Source organism: Oculatella sp. FACHB-28, from assembly GCF_014696015.1.
Classification (GTDB): domain Bacteria; phylum Cyanobacteriota; class Cyanobacteriia; order Elainellales; family Elainellaceae; genus JAAUTN01.
In genome coordinates this window covers 68,825-86,066 of the sequence record NZ_JACJPJ010000043.1, presented here as the reverse complement: position 1 = coordinate 86,066, position 17,242 = coordinate 68,825, and the positions used below count along the sequence as shown (strand labels likewise).

At 49.9% G+C, this 17,242-nt stretch carries 13 protein-coding genes; 6 read left to right on the top strand and 7 right to left on the bottom strand.

The window, feature by feature from the left end; translation table 11 throughout:
- Positions 1-5: 5 nt before the first annotated feature.
- The 3 genes from H6F88_RS06675 to H6F88_RS06665 all read right to left on the bottom strand — a co-directional run bounded on the left by H6F88_RS06675 (position 6) and on the right by H6F88_RS06665 (position 2,068).
- Positions 6-683 (bottom strand): response regulator transcription factor, encoded by a 678-nt coding sequence (locus H6F88_RS06675; RefSeq protein WP_190641961.1) that lies wholly within the window; start codon positions 681-683, stop codon positions 6-8.
- Between the two features lie 598 nt (positions 684-1,281).
- Positions 1,282-1,641, bottom strand: a complete 360-nt coding sequence (locus tag H6F88_RS06670; RefSeq protein WP_190641960.1) for a carbon dioxide-concentrating mechanism protein CcmK — start codon at positions 1,639-1,641, stop codon at positions 1,282-1,284.
- A 118-nt stretch (positions 1,642-1,759) separates the two neighbouring features.
- Entirely contained in the window at positions 1,760-2,068 is a 309-nt protein-coding gene (locus H6F88_RS06665; protein WP_190641959.1) for a BMC domain-containing protein, read from the bottom strand.
- A 170-nt stretch (positions 2,069-2,238) separates the two neighbouring features.
- Between H6F88_RS06665 and carB the strand changes: the two genes are divergently transcribed.
- Positions 2,239-5,571, top strand: coding sequence for a carbamoyl-phosphate synthase large subunit (gene carB, locus H6F88_RS06660; RefSeq protein WP_190641958.1), 3,333 nt, complete (start codon positions 2,239-2,241; stop codon positions 5,569-5,571).
- Between the two features lie 133 nt (positions 5,572-5,704).
- Here the strand turns inward: carB and H6F88_RS06655 are convergent, their stop codons facing one another.
- Positions 5,705-7,342, bottom strand: a complete 1,638-nt coding sequence (locus tag H6F88_RS06655) for a peptide ligase PGM1-related protein (protein ID WP_190641957.1) — start codon at positions 7,340-7,342, stop codon at positions 5,705-5,707.
- Between the two features lie 735 nt (positions 7,343-8,077).
- Between H6F88_RS06655 and dacB the strand changes: the two genes are divergently transcribed.
- From dacB to H6F88_RS06630, 5 genes are all read left to right on the top strand, one after another.
- Positions 8,078-9,577 carry a D-alanyl-D-alanine carboxypeptidase/D-alanyl-D-alanine-endopeptidase gene (gene dacB / locus H6F88_RS06650; RefSeq protein ID WP_190642045.1) on the top strand — a complete coding sequence of 500 codons (1,500 nt, stop codon included), beginning with the start codon at positions 8,078-8,080 and terminating at the stop codon, positions 9,575-9,577.
- A 415-nt stretch (positions 9,578-9,992) separates the two neighbouring features.
- A complete protein-coding gene (locus H6F88_RS06645; protein ID WP_190641956.1) occupies positions 9,993-10,385 on the top strand; it encodes a BON domain-containing protein in 393 nt (130 codons plus the stop codon).
- Positions 10,386-10,538: 153 nt separating this feature from the next.
- Complete coding sequence (locus tag H6F88_RS06640) at positions 10,539-11,075, top strand: DUF937 domain-containing protein (RefSeq protein ID WP_190641955.1); 537 nt, start codon at positions 10,539-10,541, stop codon at positions 11,073-11,075.
- Between the two features lie 41 nt (positions 11,076-11,116).
- Complete coding sequence (locus H6F88_RS06635) at positions 11,117-12,238, top strand: DNA topoisomerase IB (protein WP_190641954.1); 1,122 nt, start codon at positions 11,117-11,119, stop codon at positions 12,236-12,238.
- A gap of 153 nt (positions 12,239-12,391) precedes the next feature.
- Positions 12,392-13,573: a ferrochelatase gene (locus tag H6F88_RS06630; protein WP_277881903.1), complete on the top strand. Its 1,182-nt coding sequence runs from the start codon at positions 12,392-12,394 to the stop codon at positions 13,571-13,573.
- A gap of 127 nt (positions 13,574-13,700) precedes the next feature.
- Here the strand turns inward: H6F88_RS06630 and H6F88_RS06625 are convergent, their stop codons facing one another.
- The 3 genes from H6F88_RS06625 to H6F88_RS06615 all read right to left on the bottom strand — a co-directional run bounded on the left by H6F88_RS06625 (position 13,701) and on the right by H6F88_RS06615 (position 17,241).
- Positions 13,701-14,102 (bottom strand): fasciclin domain-containing protein, encoded by a 402-nt coding sequence (locus H6F88_RS06625; protein ID WP_190641953.1) that lies wholly within the window; start codon positions 14,100-14,102, stop codon positions 13,701-13,703.
- Positions 14,103-14,212: 110 nt separating this feature from the next.
- The gene (locus H6F88_RS06620; RefSeq protein ID WP_190641952.1) at positions 14,213-15,520 is read right to left on the bottom strand and encodes a CO2 hydration protein; all 1,308 of its coding nucleotides are present in this window, start codon (positions 15,518-15,520) and stop codon (positions 14,213-14,215) included.
- Between the two features lie 164 nt (positions 15,521-15,684).
- A complete protein-coding gene (locus H6F88_RS06615) occupies positions 15,685-17,241 on the bottom strand; it encodes an NADH-quinone oxidoreductase subunit M (protein ID WP_190641951.1) in 1,557 nt (518 codons plus the stop codon).
- Between the last annotated feature and the right edge of the window lies 1 nt (position 17,242).

The window sequence follows — 17,242 nt, the reverse complement described above, 5'->3', positions numbered from 1 at the left end:
TCGAATTACACTAACCCCGATCGCAATGCGGCAACCGCTGCCTTGATCCGGTCATCTACAGCTAGCTTATTCATGATGGTGCGAACGTGAGCTTTGACGGTACTGAGACTGAGATAAAGCTCACCTGCAATTTCAGGATTGCTTTTGCCGTCTACAATCAGCCGCAGTACTTCAATTTCTCGCTCTGAAAACTGGGCATTGCTCACCGTAGGCGGAGCGGGCTTGAGATATTCAACCACGTGGTGGGCAATTTGCGGATCGAGATAGGCCCCACCTTCACGGGCACAGGCGATCGCCACCTTGAGCTGGTCTAAACTCGTACCCTTCACAAAATAGGCATCTGCCCCACTGGAGAGGGCAGCAATCATTTCGGTGTCATCTGTGTGAGAAGTAAACATAACGATTCGCATCTCAGGCAACTTTGCTTTAATCTGCTGAGTTGCTGCAATGCCGTCCAGGTAAGGCAATCCAATATCCATCAGCACCAGATCGGGGTTGAGCTTAAACGCAGCCTCTACCGCTCGATAGCCATCTTCCGCCTGACCCACCACCGTGAACTGAGGGCAATCCTCCAAAAACTGCTCCATTCCTAGCCGCATCACCGGATCATCCTCAACCAGCAAAATCTTTAACGGCTGAAGGTCGGGAACCGGCTTCCCGGAAACGTTTTGGGCAGGAGGCATAGGTGAAGCTCCTCAAAGAACAGGCGTAGCACTCATTCAAATTCTTCCAGTTTTAGCAGAAGAAGGTAGAAGCCAGAGTCCTACTAGTAGGCGATTTTAACCTGCATCAAATTATGCTCAAGAAGACGCACCTCCCCACCCTGACGATGAGAACCTCGTTGTTTAAGATAGGGCGATCGCCATTTCAAGTGAGAATCATCTCACTGAGAACTGCATCATTCCAACTTGGAGTGGGAATCACCTCACTTTAAGTTGCACCATTGTCATTTCAAGTAGGAATGATGTCCCTTGAAACTACATCGTTGTCACTTCAGATCAGAATGGTGTCACTTAAAACTGCATCATTGCCGTTTCAAATAGGAATAATGTCCCTTGAAACCGCATTACTCCTACTTCAAATAAGAATTGCGTTAGCCGGGGCCACAACTTAGCCCTATCCATGCAGCTATTAGCCGGTAAGTTGGGCAAAGCAGATGTGTAAACCAACAGAATTTAGGGGAATGTTGGGTTCCGCTTTGCTGCACCCAACCTACTGGGGTGGCAGGCTTAGTTTGCTGGGTTAGGAGTTTTGCAGTGACACAGAGTCAGCGATTTCTATCTACTGAGCTCTGAGTCCTCCGTTACCAGGAAGTCGTCTAGGTTGCTCAACCGAGTCACGGAATTGCTCAACCGCTTCGGTGTAGGCGATCGGCAACACCCCTTCTACGTTTTCGTGGGGACGGGGAATGATCACCCAAGATTCTAAGGTGCCGCCATAGCACTGCTCCGCGGCTACGATGCCCGCATCCATTGCAGCTTTGACTTCAGAGACATCTCCGCGAATATTGATCGTAAACCGAGCGCTTCCTGCTCGCAGGTAGCCGACTAACGTGACCCGCCCTGCTTTCACCATTGCGTCTGCCGCTGCAAGCACCGCCGGAAAGCCTTTTGTTTCTAGTGACCCAACCGCAACTGGCATCGCTGATCCCTTCCTCGTAAATACGTAAATGAATGACTGTAATTCAAGATTAATTGTACGAGCCTTCGCTCTGAAATTGCTGAGGTAAAGCGATCAGTTTCAGCTTTGCCTAGACGGGCTAAACGCGGAATTGCTCGACTTCATCCGTAAAAGCGATCGGCAAAACGGACTCAATGTTTTCGGGTGGATTTGGCACAATGTAGTGCGAAAGGACGAGACCATCCTTAACCTTATTTCCAGCTTCAACCCCAGCGGCGATTGCAGGCTTCACCTCAGAAACGCTGCCTCGAATTGCCACAATAAACTGTGCCCGTTCAGCCAAACCATAATAAACCAGCGTTACCCGCGCCGCCTTGACCATCGCATCGGCTGCCGCTAGCACTGCCGGAAACCCATCTGTTTGAATCACGCCGACCGCCATTGGCATGGTTTCAGCCTCCTCGAAAGCTTGCGACCCCGATAATAGCAGAGATCTAGATGTTGCAGTCCTACTTTTTTAGCAAAGCTAAGAAACTTGAATCATCTGATTCAAAACGATTTAGTTGAAAACCTCTACAATAGGTGGGATTTACCAGCCATGACCTTTCTGGTGCCCCTATGCCACGCCGTAACGACTTACACAAGATTCTATTGATTGGCTCTGGCCCGATTGTGATTGGGCAAGCCTGCGAATTTGATTATTCTGGAACCCAAGCCTGTAAAGCCTTAAGAGATGAGGGCTATGAAGTTGTGCTGGTAAATTCAAACCCAGCCACGATCATGACTGACCCAGAGACGGCTAACCGGACTTATATTGAGCCGCTCACGCCAGATCTGTTAGAAAAGGTGATTGCCCGAGAGCGCCCCGATGCACTGCTACCAACCATGGGCGGACAAACGGCGCTCAACTTGGCAGTGACGCTGGCAAAAACTGGAGTCTTAGACAAATATAAGGTTGAGCTAATCGGTGCAAAGCTGCCTGCGATCGAGATGGCAGAAGACCGCAAGCTGTTTAAGGAAGCAATGGGGCGAATCGGGGTTGCGGTCTGTCCGTCTGGGTTAGCAGAGACGATGGCTGAAGCAAAGGCGATCGCCCTTGAAATCGGCACCTACCCCCTGATCATTCGTCCCGCTTTTACGATGGGCGGCTCTGGTGGCGGTATTGCCTACAACCAAGAAGAATTCGAGGAAATTTCCCAGTCTGGTCTGGATGCCAGTCCCGTTTCCCAAATTCTGATTGAGCAGTCGCTTTTGGGCTGGAAGGAATATGAATTAGAAGTGATGCGCGACTTGGCAGACAACGTCGTGATCATTTGCTCGATCGAAAACCTTGACCCGATGGGCATTCATACGGGTGACTCGATTACCGTTGCCCCGGCTCAAACCCTGACCGACAAGGAATATCAGCGATTGCGGGATGCCTCAATCAAGATCATTCGGGAGATCGGCGTTGAAACGGGTGGCTCCAACATTCAGTTTGCGGTGAATCCGGTCACGGGTGAAGTGATCGTGATTGAGATGAACCCGCGTGTATCCCGCAGTTCTGCCCTTGCCTCGAAGGCAACCGGATTCCCAATTGCCAAAATTGCAGCAAAGCTGGCAGTGGGCTACTCGCTGGACGAAATTCCAAATGACATTACCCGTAAAACGCCTGCTAGCTTTGAGCCGACGATTGATTACGTGGTCACCAAAATTCCTCGCTTTGCCTTTGAAAAATTCCCTGGCTCCAATCCGGTCTTGACGACGCAGATGAAGTCGGTGGGTGAAGCAATGGCGATCGGTCGCACCTTCCAAGAATCATTCCAAAAGGCGCTGCGATCGCTTGAAACAGGTCGGGCAGGCTGGGGCTGCGATCGCGCCGAAAAGCTACCTAGCCTGGAGCAAATCCGCGCCGGACTGCGTACTCCAAACCCTGAACGGATTTTCACCGTGCGCCATGCAATGCTGATGGGCATGGGCGCTGAGGAAATCTACGAGCTAACTTGCATTGACCCCTGGTTCTTAACCAAGCTCCAAGAACTGCTGGAAACGGAGAAGTTTTTGAAGCGATCGCCCCTAAAAGACTTGACTAAAGACCAGCTTTATGCCGTTAAGCAACAGGGCTTTAGCGATCGCCAAATCGCCTACGCAACCAAAACTACTGAAGACGAAGTGCGTAGCTATCGTCAGCAGCTTGGCGTGATCCCCGTTTATAAGACAGTGGATACCTGTGCCGCCGAATTTGAGGCGCTCACGCCCTACTACTACTCCACCTATGAGAGTAGCTTTGAGGCACTGACGCTAGACGAAGCGCTAGCCAATCAGCTTAAAACCCATAACACTACGCTCAACACCGAGTCAGAAGTGCTGCCCTCTGATCGGCGCAAGGTGATGATCTTGGGCGGCGGTCCGAACCGCATTGGTCAAGGAATTGAGTTTGACTATTGCTGCTGTCATGCCTCTTACGCCCTGCGTGCCAAAGGGTTTGAAACCATCATGGTGAATTCCAACCCTGAAACCGTTTCGACTGACTATGACACGAGCGATCGCCTCTACTTTGAGCCACTGACCAAAGAGGATGTCCTTAATATCATTGAAGCCGAGCATCCCGAAAGCGTAATCATTCAGTTTGGCGGACAAACGCCGCTGAAACTGGCAGTTCCGTTACAGAGCTACCTGGAATCGACTGACGCAGAATCGATAGAAGGGAAGCCATCTGTTCCCACAAAAATTTGGGGTACTTCCCCTGACTCGATCGACACAGCAGAAGACCGCGAAAGATTTGAGAAAATTTTGCGCGAACTGGGTATTGAGCAACCCCCTAACGGACTTGCCCGCAGCTACGAAGAAGCGGTACGCATTGCTCAGCAAATCAACTACCCGGTTGTCGTGCGTCCTAGCTATGTGTTGGGCGGACGGGCAATGGAAATTGTCTACTCTGATGCTGACCTGGAACGCTACATGACCTATGCGGTTCAGGTTGAGCCAGATCACCCCATTTTGATTGACCGATTTTTAGAAAACGCGATCGAGGTGGATGTGGATGCGATCGCTGACCAAACCGGACAGGTCGTGATCGGCGGCGTGATGGAGCACATCGAGCAAGCAGGGATTCACTCTGGCGACTCTGCCTGCTCTATTCCTACAATCTCACTCCACCCCGTTGCCCTGGATACCATTCGCACCTGGACAGTGCAGCTTGCCAAAGCCCTCAAGGTAATTGGCTTAATGAACATTCAGTTTGCCGTGCAGGGCGAACAGGTTTACATCCTGGAAGCAAATCCCCGCGCCTCTCGCACCGTTCCCTTTGTCTCAAAGGCGATCGGTGTACCCCTGGCCAAAATTGCGGTGCAGGTGATGTCAGGCGAAACTCTGGAGTCTTTGGGCTTCACAGAAGAAGTAATTCCCCAACACATTTCAGTCAAAGAAGCAGTGCTGCCGTTTGAGAAATTCCCTGGCACCGACACCATTCTTGGTCCAGAAATGCGATCGACAGGAGAAGTTATGGGCATCGACACTGACTTTGGCAAAGCCTTTGCCAAAGCTGAACTCGGTGCAGGTCAACGCCTTCCCCTCAGCGGCACCGTCTTTGTCTCAATGAACGATCGCGACAAAACTGCGGCTGTGCCCGTTGTCCGCGATCTGATGGAACTCGGCTTAGAAGTGGTCGCTACCGCAGGCACCCGGCAAACCTTGCAGGAACACGGACTGGACGTAGAGCTAGTGCTAAAGCTGCACGAAGGTCGCCCCCATGTGCTGGACTGGATCAAGAACCAGAAAATTCAGCTGATTCTCAATACGCCCGCGGGGGAAGCTGCTCAGTTGGACGATCGCCTGATCCGTCGAACTGCTCTGTCCTACAAAATTCCTACGATTACCACGATTGCTGGAGCGAAAGCGACTGCTTCGGCAATTCGCTCTCTTCAGTCTCAACCCCTGGACGTAAAGGCGCTTCAGGACTACAGCGCTTGAGGACTATTTGAGAAATCACAAATGTCTTGTAAGGGCGTAGCATTCGGGCAAGAATCTCTGATTTATTTCAGAGACTACTTACCGAATGCTACGCCCCTACGGGATCTAGGGTTTTAGATTGAACTTTGCACTCTTATCCCTCTCCTCGTCCGTTCCATTGGATTGGCAGCATGGGGGTTGAAGGATGACTAGAATAGCTATTTTGCTCTGTAGTTTCTGAGTCGAGGACTTGAATTACCCGATTGTAGATTTCCTCAGCTTGTTGGGGCGAGTTGCCGATGCTGGTCAGTCCCACTTTGCCGAACTCTGACAAGCAGCCCATCAGGTGAAAAACGGTGCCTGTCTCGGTAATGCTGTTAAAGTGCAGACGATGGTGGGCAATGATGTCCATCAGGTCGCTGGGCAATAGCCCGCGATAGCGGTCTTTTTGCAGGTTGTCAGTAGCAATGTAGTATTTAGGCACACCCTGCTGATTGTAAAACTGCCCCGTGGGGCGATCGTAACGCCCGTTAGTCAACAGTTTTAGCGTCATAAACGGATGGGTAGTGCCACCTTTTCGCAGGTTGATTTCGATCGCTTGAAATTCCCACTGTTCGCCCGGAGCGGCACCGTCGCCAGCCCGTCGCACGGCAATAAAGTCTACACTGTAGCGCTCTAAAGCTCCCCGTGCTGCCAGGGCTTTGCCGACTTTCCAGCCCCATTCCTGCAAACGCAACCGATAGGATTCATCAGCGGGGAAGCTGCATCCCAGGAAAATTTGTCCGTCTGGGCCGCCCAAGATCTGATCATGAGTAGAGAGGATTTCAACTTCGCCGCCAGGCGTGATACGTCCTTGAACGCTGGGCGATCGCTTTTCCTCACCCTCGATAAAGGCTTCAGCGATCGCCCCCAATTCTGGAATGCGACTGCTAAAGTTATCCCAAGTTTCAGTGTCCGATTGGAAGCTGAGCGACTCAAAGCGATCGCGTATTTCCTGAACCCGTTCTGCAGTCGAGGCATTTCCGGGGGCAAGGTGCTGAATCGGTCTGAGGTCAAGCAGTGCATTCCCCTGCCCTGAAAAGCCTTCGTTTAGCTTGATGACCATTCGCTTTAGGTCAGGCTGTCGTTCCCAAAGTTCGACCGCTACTTTTGCTAAGTCTGCCGGGTTCCAGACCAAATCACTCCCATCAGGATGCGGCACCTCAGCTTCGGCAAAAATTTCTCGACTGCCGCTCTTGGTGCCCCAGTAGAGCAGACTTGGATCAAGCCCTAGCAGCGGTATATTTAGCTGTAAAGCCAGATCCCGTTCTAGCGTCGTGGCATTAAAACAAGTCATATAGGACCGCTCTGCACGAATGGCCTGCCGAATTCGCTCGACTAACCGGGGGCGCTCTAAAATCTTTTCGGTCAAAGAGCGGGGGGATGAATCGTAGGCGCACAGAAGGAGGAGGCGATCGCGGGCTTGGGAAAACGGCACCCCTGGCAAAAGCTGGAGGTAGTACTCAATCACACTGGGGTGAATCGGCTGTGAGGTGACGTAGATCAGCCGAGTGCAAGGATTTTGCAGTCGAATCAGAGAAAACAGCAGACGTTCTTCATAGTGATGCACTCCCTTGATCTTGAGAAGCTCCCGCTGATCCAGGCTGAGCGAGGGAATCACCAAAATATCGCAGTCGTTATGGTCGAACTGCTCTACGGCTTGCCAGCGATCGCGTAGCTGAAGCTGAAGCTGCCGAAACTGCTCCAGGTCTTCGCTATACATTGTCGTCGAAGGAATAGTTAAACTTTGCATGACTCCCCCGCCTAGTTGCACAGATTGAAATGAGATTCGAGCTATGAGCGATTCTATCCAGGTATTGTGTTGAATATATCCCTGTCCTGCGGTAGAAATATCCAGGACGGCACCCTACTTCTCAACGGGGATCAACAGTTCGGCAGAGATCAAACTAACGCCAAAAGGTTGCTCAAGTTCCCTTAACCCAAGGCTTAAAACTTTCTCTTTCGTTTGGCAGAGAAGGTTGAAAGCAACCTATACGACGCAAAAGATTAATAGTAACTATACGTAAGTCTTGACATCTCCTACACTGATCATGACTCATCCTTAGGGTTTCTAGGGAATCTAGAAAAAAGTCTTATTGCATTTGCTCGTTTCTGGTTTTGCGCTTATTTACACAGCAGAGTTTGTTACTTTTCTGGGAATCACAGACTCTTTTTGAAATTCCCTACTGTCTAAATACTCTTTGGCGTTGCTTAATTTTGTGGAAGTTTGGAATGAATCAAAAATACGGCGTGTTAGTAGGAAACTGCTGTATTCCGTACTGCACAATTGCAATGGAGTCAGATTGCCTCCTGTAAGAGGATGTTTGAAAAGTCTAATCTGTAACCAAAAGTTTGTAGGGGCGTGGCATTTGGGCAAGAATTTTCGGTCTATTTTAGAGTCTATCTGCCGAATGCTGCGCCCTTACAGAGGACATTTGCTACTTTTCAAATACCCTCTAAGTTCTGTGTAGAAGAAGTTGGGATTGTGATGCTTATAAGAGGGCTTTTTCGGGTTGGGTTGGGACTAGTAGCGATCGCCATTCCACTTAGCATCGCTTCGGTTAGAGCACAGACTGCTGCTCAAATCCCCGTTCCTGTAGCTCAAGCAAACTCTGAGACGAGTTCAGAAATCTGTCCGACTCAGTTGGCAGATGAGTTGCAGGCGATCGCCAACCGTCCCGAACTTCAACGCTCACGTTGGGGCATCTCCATTCAGACCCTAGCAATAGGTGAAACGCTGTATGAGCAAGAGGCGCAGCGCTACTTCATTCCAGCCTCTACAGCCAAACTGTTGACGACTGCTGCGGCGCTACATCAATTGGGTAGCTCCTTTCAAATTCGCACTTCCGTGTATCAAGCAAACGATCCTGACGAGATGGTTTTGCGAGTTGTGGGACAGGGAGATCCTAGCTTCACAGATGCAGAACTGCGGCAACTGGCGCAGCAAATTCGCGATCGCAACATCACTCACATCGATCGCCTGATTGGGGACGACCAGTACTTTCAAGACCCAATTCTTAACCCCAACTGGGAATGGGAAGATGTGCAGGCAGGTTACGGTGCTGGGGTTAATAGCCTGATTCTGAACTTGAATACGATCGCCCTCACCCTTTCACCTCAAGCAGTAGGACAACCCCTCCAGCTTTCCTGGAGCGACTCGGCAGAAGCCCTGCGCTGGCAGGTTGAAAACAATTCCATCACTACAGCAGCCGAAACGCCAGAATTTTTGCAGCTTGAGCGAGAGTTGAATCAGCCGAGCTTACGAATTTCAGGGCAGTTGCAGGTTGGGGGAGAGCCAGAAGTTGAAGCGATCGCCATTCCTGATCCTAGCCAGTATTTCTTGCGTCGCTTCCAGCAAATTCTAGCTGAAGCGGGAATTACGGTCGGACAAGTTGCAGTGGCGACAAGTCCCGCTAACGGAGATGAGCAAGCGCTCGCCACCGTCACATCTGCTCCCCTGTCGGAACTGTTGATTCAGGCAAATCGGGAGAGCGAGAATCTTTATGCCGAAGCGCTGTTGAGAATCTTAGGTGCGACTCCGGCAAACTCAACCGATTCCACGTTGGAAGCCGGAATTGCTACGGTTGAAACGACCTTAGCCGAATTAGGCGTTGATCCTGAAAGTTACGTGCTGGCAGATGGATCGGGATTGTCTCGCCACAATTTGGTCAGTCCAGAGGCGCTGGTGCAAACTTTAAGGGCAATCGCTCAATCCGCCGAAGCAGAGGTTTATCGAGAATCATTGGCGATCGCTGGGGTCAATGGCACTCTGCAAAACCGCTTTCGAGAAACTCTTATTCAGGGTAGGCTGTTTGGCAAAACCGGAACGGCAAGCGGCATTGTCACTTTATCGGGCTATCTCGAATTGCCTGATTATCAACCATTAGTTTTCAGCATCTTGGTGAATCAGTCTGACCAGCCCGTGCGAATCATTCGACAGGCAATCGATGAAATGGTGCTGAAGCTAGCTCAGCTTCGTTCCTGCTAAAAGAATTACCTCACTAGATAGAGTTGCTATTTAAACAAATCAAACTGTTGACGTACTTCCATTTCTACTTAAAAGAAGGCTGTCAAAGTAGAACTTCCTAGATAAACAACTGTAGGTATATGTAGACGTAAAATACTTTGCCTTACAACAGGGGCTAGGTGCTAGAGCCCTCTACTCACGGAGGTTTTAGCTACTGATCTAGTCTCTTTTGCGAAAATTGAAATAGCTAAATTCATCCGCAAAAATATAGATAATTCCTCCTTTGATCCTTCATCAAAAAATTAAGAGTTTCACTAATTCTTGCTAAATCTGATTTCTTCTTTCTACTAACCCTAAGAATGATGTTGTGCCACTAGAAAACTTCCTAACATAGCTGACAAAGCCAAATAACTTAACGAAGAACGAAGGAGTTTTTATGGGTTGGTTACAAAGACTGTTTGGTAAAGAAGAGCAAGAGAAAAAGCAAAGAGCCCACGGTGGACAGGGCAACAGAGCCGCTCAAAGCGGTGGTGGTGTTGCTCAGGCACCCGCTACAACTCGGCAATCCAGCACACAGTCCATTCCGCCAGAGCGGGTCGGTTTGGATGGACAGTATGACGAAAGCGGCTTAGCTAAGCGAGTCGCGGCGGCGTTTGATGATGATCCTTCTCTAGATGACATCGACACTCTTTATGTCGCCCAGACTGGCGGCACTGTTGTCCTGAAAGGTAAAGCGCCCAGCCAACAAATTTTGAGCAAGATGGCAACGGTTGCCAAAGGCGTTCGTGGAGCTAGTGCAGTTGATACCAGTCAAGTCACGATTGGCTAGTTTTATTTCCGATTACCTAAGTAAAGGCAATCACGACTTTTAGTGGGGTAGAGCAGGGGAGAGGGTACGAATTTGGTAAATTGCCGAATTTTGCCCTCATCCCCACTTTTTCACCTCAAGCAGACTAAGTTGAGTTTTGAGATTGGAAGATTTATGGGACTTTTTGATCAGGTACTTGGAGCAATCGACAATCCAAATCAGCATGCTAGCTCCAACCAAATTAGCAGCATTTTAGGTGCAGTTCAGCAATTGTCGGGCGATCGCAACGTACCTCCCTCGACTACCCAAACTGTTTTATCCATTGTCGGTCGTCATGTTCGCTCTGCCTTGCAGCAAAAGCGCTCTGCTGGACACAGCGATGAGGCAGAAACGCTAGTCGAACAGTTCAGCGGCACTCATGCTAATTCCGCCGCGGTTCAGTCGCTTTTTGACCGACAGCAGGAAGAAGAAACGGTACGGGATACTGCTAGGCAAACCGGACTGGACATGAACACTGTTCGAGCCATGCTGCCTATACTAATTCCGATTGTGTTGAATTTACTGCAATCCGGAGCCAGCAACCAAAGAACTCAGAACAGACGCGGTTCTAATTCAGTACTGGATACGTTTTTGGGTGGGCAGGATGGACAAGTTGATATCGGGGATGCGGTCGCACTGGCGAGTCAGTTTCTCAACCAGCGATCGCGTTAAGCGCTTTTAGGCAAAATCCCAGAGTGGGTCTGGTTACGACAATGCAAGCAAAGACGGCTAAGGTTCAAAAGAAAACAATTCACAAGCAGCTAGAGGCCGTGCTGGTTACAGACCCAGTCAAGTCTGCAAAAGTGGCGGGTCTGCGTTACGTTTGTGACGATAGTCCAGGAATTCGGCGCAAACGGTCTGGCAAAGGCTTTAGCTATGTCGATGTGAATGGCGATCGCGTCCAGGATGCGGTGGTGCTAGAGCGAATCAAAGCCTTAGCCGTTCCCCCAGCTCTCACAGATGTGTGGATTTGCCCCTTGGATAACGGTCACCTTCAGGCGACCGGACGCGATGCCAAAGGACGCAAGCAATATCGCTATCATGCCGACTGGCAAAAAATTAGAAGCCAGACCAAATTCAATCGAATGATTCCTTTTGGTCTGGCTTTGCCATTGATTCGACAAATCACCGAAGAGCATTCCAAACTGCGAGGAGTACCCCGTGAGAAGGTCTTAGCAGCAGTTGTACAACTGCTAGGAGCGACTTTCATTCGGATTGGTAATCCTGAGTACGCGGAAAAAAACAAGTCCTTTGGCTTAACTACCCTGCGAAATCGCCACGTTGAAGTCTCAGGATCTACAATTCGGTTTCACTTTCGCGGCAAGAGCGGAGTTGAGCATGAGATTGAATTAGATGATCGCCGTCTCGCCAAGATTGTCAAAAGCTGCCGTGAACTTCCTGGATACGAGCTATTTCAGTACATCGACGAAGAAGGACAGCGACAAAAAGTTAGCTCCGAAGATGTCAACGACTACCTGAGGGAAATTACAGGCGAAGAGTTTAGCGCTAAAGACTTTCGCACTTGGGCAGGTACCGTTTTAACAGCAATGGAGCTAAGCGAAATTGGACCCTTTGAGTCAAAAACTGCTGCCAATCGAAATATTGTTCAGGCGGTCAAGGCAGTTGCAAAGCAACTTGGCAACCGACCTGCAACCTGCCGCAAATACTACGTTCACCCTGGCGTGATTGATGCTTACCTGGAAGGCTGGCTGCTGCCAATTATGGAGAAATCTCAAACAATAGAGCAGGCTAACCCGAACGATCTCCGTCCGGAAGAACAGGCGGTATTAGAAGTTTTAGAGCAAAATTTTGCAAATACAGGTGGTAAGAAGTAACTATCCCATGCCCAGTGGGGGGATGTTACTCTAAGGGAGATACCTGCTCAGGCAGTAGGGTTTCCTGAGGTGATCTGCACCAGATGGTCACTTCAATCAAAAAAACAGAATTTATCAAACGAGGTGCAAAGAGTGGTTGCTACTCCTGAAAAATTGCAACAGTCTGAAGAAATTCAACAGCCAATCTTAGAGCAAGCTGCCGGTGGCGATCGGGTAGCTGTCTTGCTCATGGGTTATGGCGAAGTCGAAAGTTACGAAGATTTTGCTAATTACAACGAACAGGCGCTAAATCTGCTCACCGCTAAGTTTGCGCCTGTGCCAACCTGGATCTATCCCCCGTTGGCAAAGCTGCTGGCTGTGTTTGATCTGCACGAATGGAGCCACCAGCACGATCACTTTATTTCACCTCACAATGCCATTTTTGAACAGCAGCGGGCAGGCATCGAGCAGAATTTGCAGGCAAAATGGGGCGATCGCATCCAAGTTTTCAAAGCCTTTAACTTCTGTGCTCCCTTCCTGCCAGAACAGGTTTTGACCGAAATCAAAGCCCAAGGTTTTGACAAGCTTCTGATCTATCCGCTGCTGGTCGTGGATTCTATCTTCACCAGTGGTATTGCTGTTGAGCAGGTCAACAAAGCGTTAGTGCAACTAGCAGACGGCACAGAGCATTGGGTCAAGGGAACCCGCTACATTCCCTCCTTCTACAACGAGCCTGCCTACATTGATTTGATGGCTAAGCTGGTTGAAGACAAGATCGCGAAGGACTTAGCAGTGGCTCACCTGCCTTCCCAGACAGGCATCGTGCTGATGAATCACGGTTGCCCCCACAAAGCAAAAGGCTTTACCTCTGGGATCGATGAGAGTCAAGCGCTTTACGAACGGGTACGGGAAAGGCTAATCCACCGCTATCCCTTGATTTCGGTAGGTTGGCTAAACCACCAAACTCCCCTAATCGAATGGACTCAGCCCAATGCAGATCTGGCTGCTAAGAACCTGATTGATCTGGGCGCAACGGCACTAGTATTCATGCCAATTGGCTTCGCCACCGAAAACCATGAAACCTTGCTGGATGTAGATCACATCATTCACGGATTGCGTCGTAAGCATCCTGAAGTCACCTATGTACAGATGGCTTGCGTCAACGACCATCCTGAATTCCTGCAAATGGCAGCAGATTGGGCAGATCCCCAAATCGAAGCGTTGCTTTCAGAGCAGGCTTTGGCGGTGAATCCATCTTTGGCAGCAGCTCAAGCCCAGTCCTATCACACTCATAGCCATGATCACAATCATGATGGACATCATCACCATCATGACGATCACCACCATCATCACTAAGACTTTCTAAAGAAAGTAGTTTAGAAGCGATCGCCTCTCAAGGGGCGATCGCTTCTTCATTTCTGTACCATGCTCCGCCGGGAACGAGAAAAAACAAGGGGAAATGAGGGGAAGGCGATCGCCCCACTTATCCCATCAAGATCACCCGATCCAAAACATGAATCACACCATTGTCCGCCTCAATATCTGCGGCTAAGACCGTTGCATTCTTCACCTCAAATCCATCAGCAGTGTTGATGGGAATGGTAGAACCTTCCACCGAAGTGAGTGAATTGACCTTCTCCAAATCCGCTTTCATCAGCTTGCCTGGAACGACATGAAACGTCAGAATTCTGGCGAGCTGAGGTGTGTTTTGTACCAGGGTTTGTACGGTTCCAGGTGGCAATTTGGCAAAGGCATCATCATTTGGCGCAAATACAGTAAACGGGCCAGGGCTTTTCAAAGTTTCTACCAAACCAGCCGCCTGAACTGCTGCGACCAAAGTTTGGAAAGAGCCTGCACCTACTGCAATATCAACAATGTCAGCCATTTTCACCTCTTATAAATTTGTTAATAGATTGCGTAAGATGCGCTAGCCGTAGCGTAACGCATCCTCCCTTGATGCTTCGGTGCGTTACGCTGTCGCTAACACCACCCTACTTATCGGTAGTCTGGATCTTGAATGTTCCGCAGCCTTGCTTCGGGACGCTTGAAGCGATCGAGCTGTGATTCAAAAAATTCCCGATTTGCCTGGAGGTGCTTAGGATTGGGGTCATCCAGTGGATAAAGCAAAGCGGTTCTAAGCGCCTGAATTACGGCTGATGTAACGCAGTACATCGATCGCTGAAAGCTAATCCCCAGCTGAATCAGCATGTCGTCCTCGCCCCGGCAATACTGTTTGTAATAGTCCAGCAGGTATGGGGGCAAGAAATGCAGCATATCCTGCATTAGCAGTGTTGGCGGAATGCCTGCGGTGCCAACGGGGAATACATCAGCGTAGAGAATGCCGTAATGGAAATCCTTCTGGTCGTCAGGCACCTGTTTCGCTTGAGCATTGTATGACTTGGTGCCCCGAAAGGGAGAAGTGCGGTAGAACACAGCTTCAACGTAGGGCAGTGCGGCTTCATACAGCCAGGTAAAGCCTTTGGACTTCGGAATGATTTCGTAGCATTCACCTCGAATGTAGACGTTGTGGTAGATAGGGCGACCGGCGATCGCAAAAATCCCGTTCACCAAAAAGTTCATCGCTTCTGGGACGCTGGTGAGTTTGCCCTCGTCGTACAGGTCGGACATTTCAAAGAAGACGGGAGCCATCACTTCCCAAAACAGCCCCAGGTTGCTGTAGTAGGACATCTGCCGCACCTGTTCGATGAACATATCGGGAAACATCTTGTACATCCCCATCATCACCGGGTTGTGTTTGAAGTAGGCTTTGATGGCGCGATCGGCGTTAGCAATGTATTCTTCACTGTCGAGGTAAGGGTCAAAGCGGTTGATCGGAGCGTACATGTTGCGATGCCAAAGCATCACCCGCATACACTCCTCGGCGAATTCCATGTTGACGCGATCGTGCCACAGGTGGTGCAGCAGTTTAGGCAGCTTACGCTGAACTTCGCCTTTTTCGATAAATTCCAGCAGTTCAGGGTGAGCAGTAGCTTCGCCGCGCCAGATGCGGAGATCAGCATCGTCCCCGGCGTAATGATTATGCAGTTCTAAATATTCTTTGGGTAAAAAGTATTTGAAAAAGGGCAGCGGTTCGAGGAAGACGCGCTCGGCAATGTAAAGCAAGTCACGCCAGTAAAAGTCCATTGGCACGGCATAGGCTTTGTAAATGCCGATGATTTGCTTCAGGTTTTCAGGGCTGTCAGGCAGCATTGCTTCGCCTGCTTCGAGCCGATGGATGATGTCGGCAAATTCGTGAGTAGAGGGGGGAAGTTTGGTTTTGGGGGTGTCGAGAGTGGTAGTCATGATTCGGGAGTAGGAATTTTCTTAAGGGGAGTTAGGGGCTAGGGGCTGGAGGCTAGGGTGTGAATTAAAACCTTTTTAGCCTGCAAGTTTCCCATTCTGAACAGCTTTTTGAACCGCTCAAAGTGCCCCAGTATGGGGAATTTAGGGAGCGAAATGCAGTTTACTCAAGGTTCCAGGCTGGGAATTGTTGCTACTGGTGCAAGTTCTTGATTGGCTGCAATGGAGCGATCGCTTTCAACTTTGCCCAGCACCCCATTCTCAATTGGAACGGCAGCTACCATCGCGTTGGTAGTGGGTTCGCTCCAGCGCACCAACCAGGTCGGTTGAACGCCCAGGAAGAAGATTAGGGCAGCAAGAATAAAGGCAGGGACCTTTTCGGAGAATTCAACTTTGGGAAAGTAGGCGATCGCATTGTCCAATTTTCCAAAACAGGTGCGGTTCAACAAAATCACAAAGTAAACAGCAGTTAAGCCTGTTCCCGCTACGCACAATAGCGTTTGTACAGGAAATGCAACGAAACTACCCTGAAAAACCAGGAACTCAGCAATAAATCCAGCCATTCCCGGAATACCTGCACTTGCCATTGCGCCTAGAACGAGCAGAGAACTGACGGTGGGTAAGCCACGAATCGGATTCATCAAACCGTTTAGTACATCAAGTTCGCGAGTGCCAACTTTGGCTTCGATAATACCGACCAGGTTAAATAGAATTGCCAGAATCAAACCGTGTGCCACCATTTGGGAAACGGCACCGACTAGGCTCAGTTCTGTAACGGCAGCACCGCCCAGCAGAACATAGCCCATGTGACCAATGGAACTGTAGGCAACCATGCGCTTGATATCTTTTTGGGCAATAGCAGCGATCGCTCCATAAAGCACGCTCACTGCCGCCCAAGTTGCCATCCAGGGAGCTAGCACGCTCCAAGCATCAGGAAATAGCCCTAAGCCAAACCGGAAAATGCCGTAGGTGCCTAGTTTTGCCAACACACCGCCCAGCAGAATTGCGACAGGGGTAGAAGCCTCAACGTAGGTGTCAGGTAGCCAGGTATGCAGCGGCACTAGTGGAATTTTGATGCCAAACCCGACCAGCAGCACACTCAGCAAAATCACCTGCAAGCCCAGCGGCAATGCCTGTCCCGCAAGGGACTCGTAGGCAAAGCTAGAAGCACCCGTAAGCAAAACCAGTCCGAGGAAACCCGCTAGAATCAGTGCACCAGAAGTAGCCGTGTAGATCAGGAATTTAGTCGCGGCATAACCCCGCTTCGCTCCTCCCCAAATCGAGATCAGCAAGTAGAAAGGAACTAGCTCCAGTTCATAAAACAGGAAGAATAGCAGCAGATTTTGAGCAAGGAATGCTCCAGCAACTCCGCCACTAATCAGCAGAATCAACGCATAAAACAGTCTCGGACGTTCAATTTCCGCTTTATTGCTAAATACAGCAATCCAAGTGAGCAGGCTATTGAGCGCCAGCAGAACGAGGGAAAGCCCGTCTACGCCAAGCTGATAGTTCAAACCTAATGTCTCGATCCAGGGCAGATATTCCTGCAATTGCAGCCCAGAGACGCTTGGGTCAAACTGGGTCATCAGAAAGACTGTCCAGGCTAAAACTGCGCCAGTAATGGCTAAAGTCCCGATGCGAACCTGTTTTGCGGAAAAGATGCCTGGCAGAAATCCGATGATGGCTGCCCCCAAAATAGGGAGCCAAATTAATACGCTAAGCATT

Coding starts and splice junctions, on each gene's coding strand:
- H6F88_RS06675 (WP_190641961.1), bottom strand. CDS start 683: ATGCCTCCTGCCCAAAACGTTTCCGGGAAGCCGGTTCCCGACCTTCAG.
- H6F88_RS06625 (WP_190641953.1), bottom strand. CDS start 14,102: ATGGCTGACATTGTTGATATTGCAGTAGGTGCAGGCTCTTTCCAAACT.
- H6F88_RS06620 (WP_190641952.1), bottom strand. CDS start 15,520: ATGACTACCACTCTCGACACCCCCAAAACCAAACTTCCCCCCTCTACT.
- H6F88_RS06645 (WP_190641956.1), top strand. CDS start 9,993: ATGGGTTGGTTACAAAGACTGTTTGGTAAAGAAGAGCAAGAGAAAAAG.
- carB (WP_190641958.1), top strand. CDS start 2,239: ATGCCACGCCGTAACGACTTACACAAGATTCTATTGATTGGCTCTGGC.
- H6F88_RS06670 (WP_190641960.1), bottom strand. CDS start 1,641: ATGCCAGTTGCGGTTGGGTCACTAGAAACAAAAGGCTTTCCGGCGGTG.
- dacB (WP_190642045.1), top strand. CDS start 8,078: ATGCTTATAAGAGGGCTTTTTCGGGTTGGGTTGGGACTAGTAGCGATC.
- H6F88_RS06665 (WP_190641959.1), bottom strand. CDS start 2,068: ATGCCAATGGCGGTCGGCGTGATTCAAACAGATGGGTTTCCGGCAGTG.
- H6F88_RS06655 (WP_190641957.1), bottom strand. CDS start 7,342: ATGCAAAGTTTAACTATTCCTTCGACGACAATGTATAGCGAAGACCTG.
- H6F88_RS06635 (WP_190641954.1), top strand. CDS start 11,117: ATGCAAGCAAAGACGGCTAAGGTTCAAAAGAAAACAATTCACAAGCAG.
- H6F88_RS06640 (WP_190641955.1), top strand. CDS start 10,539: ATGGGACTTTTTGATCAGGTACTTGGAGCAATCGACAATCCAAATCAG.
- H6F88_RS06615 (WP_190641951.1), bottom strand. CDS start 17,241: ATGCTTAGCGTATTAATTTGGCTCCCTATTTTGGGGGCAGCCATCATC.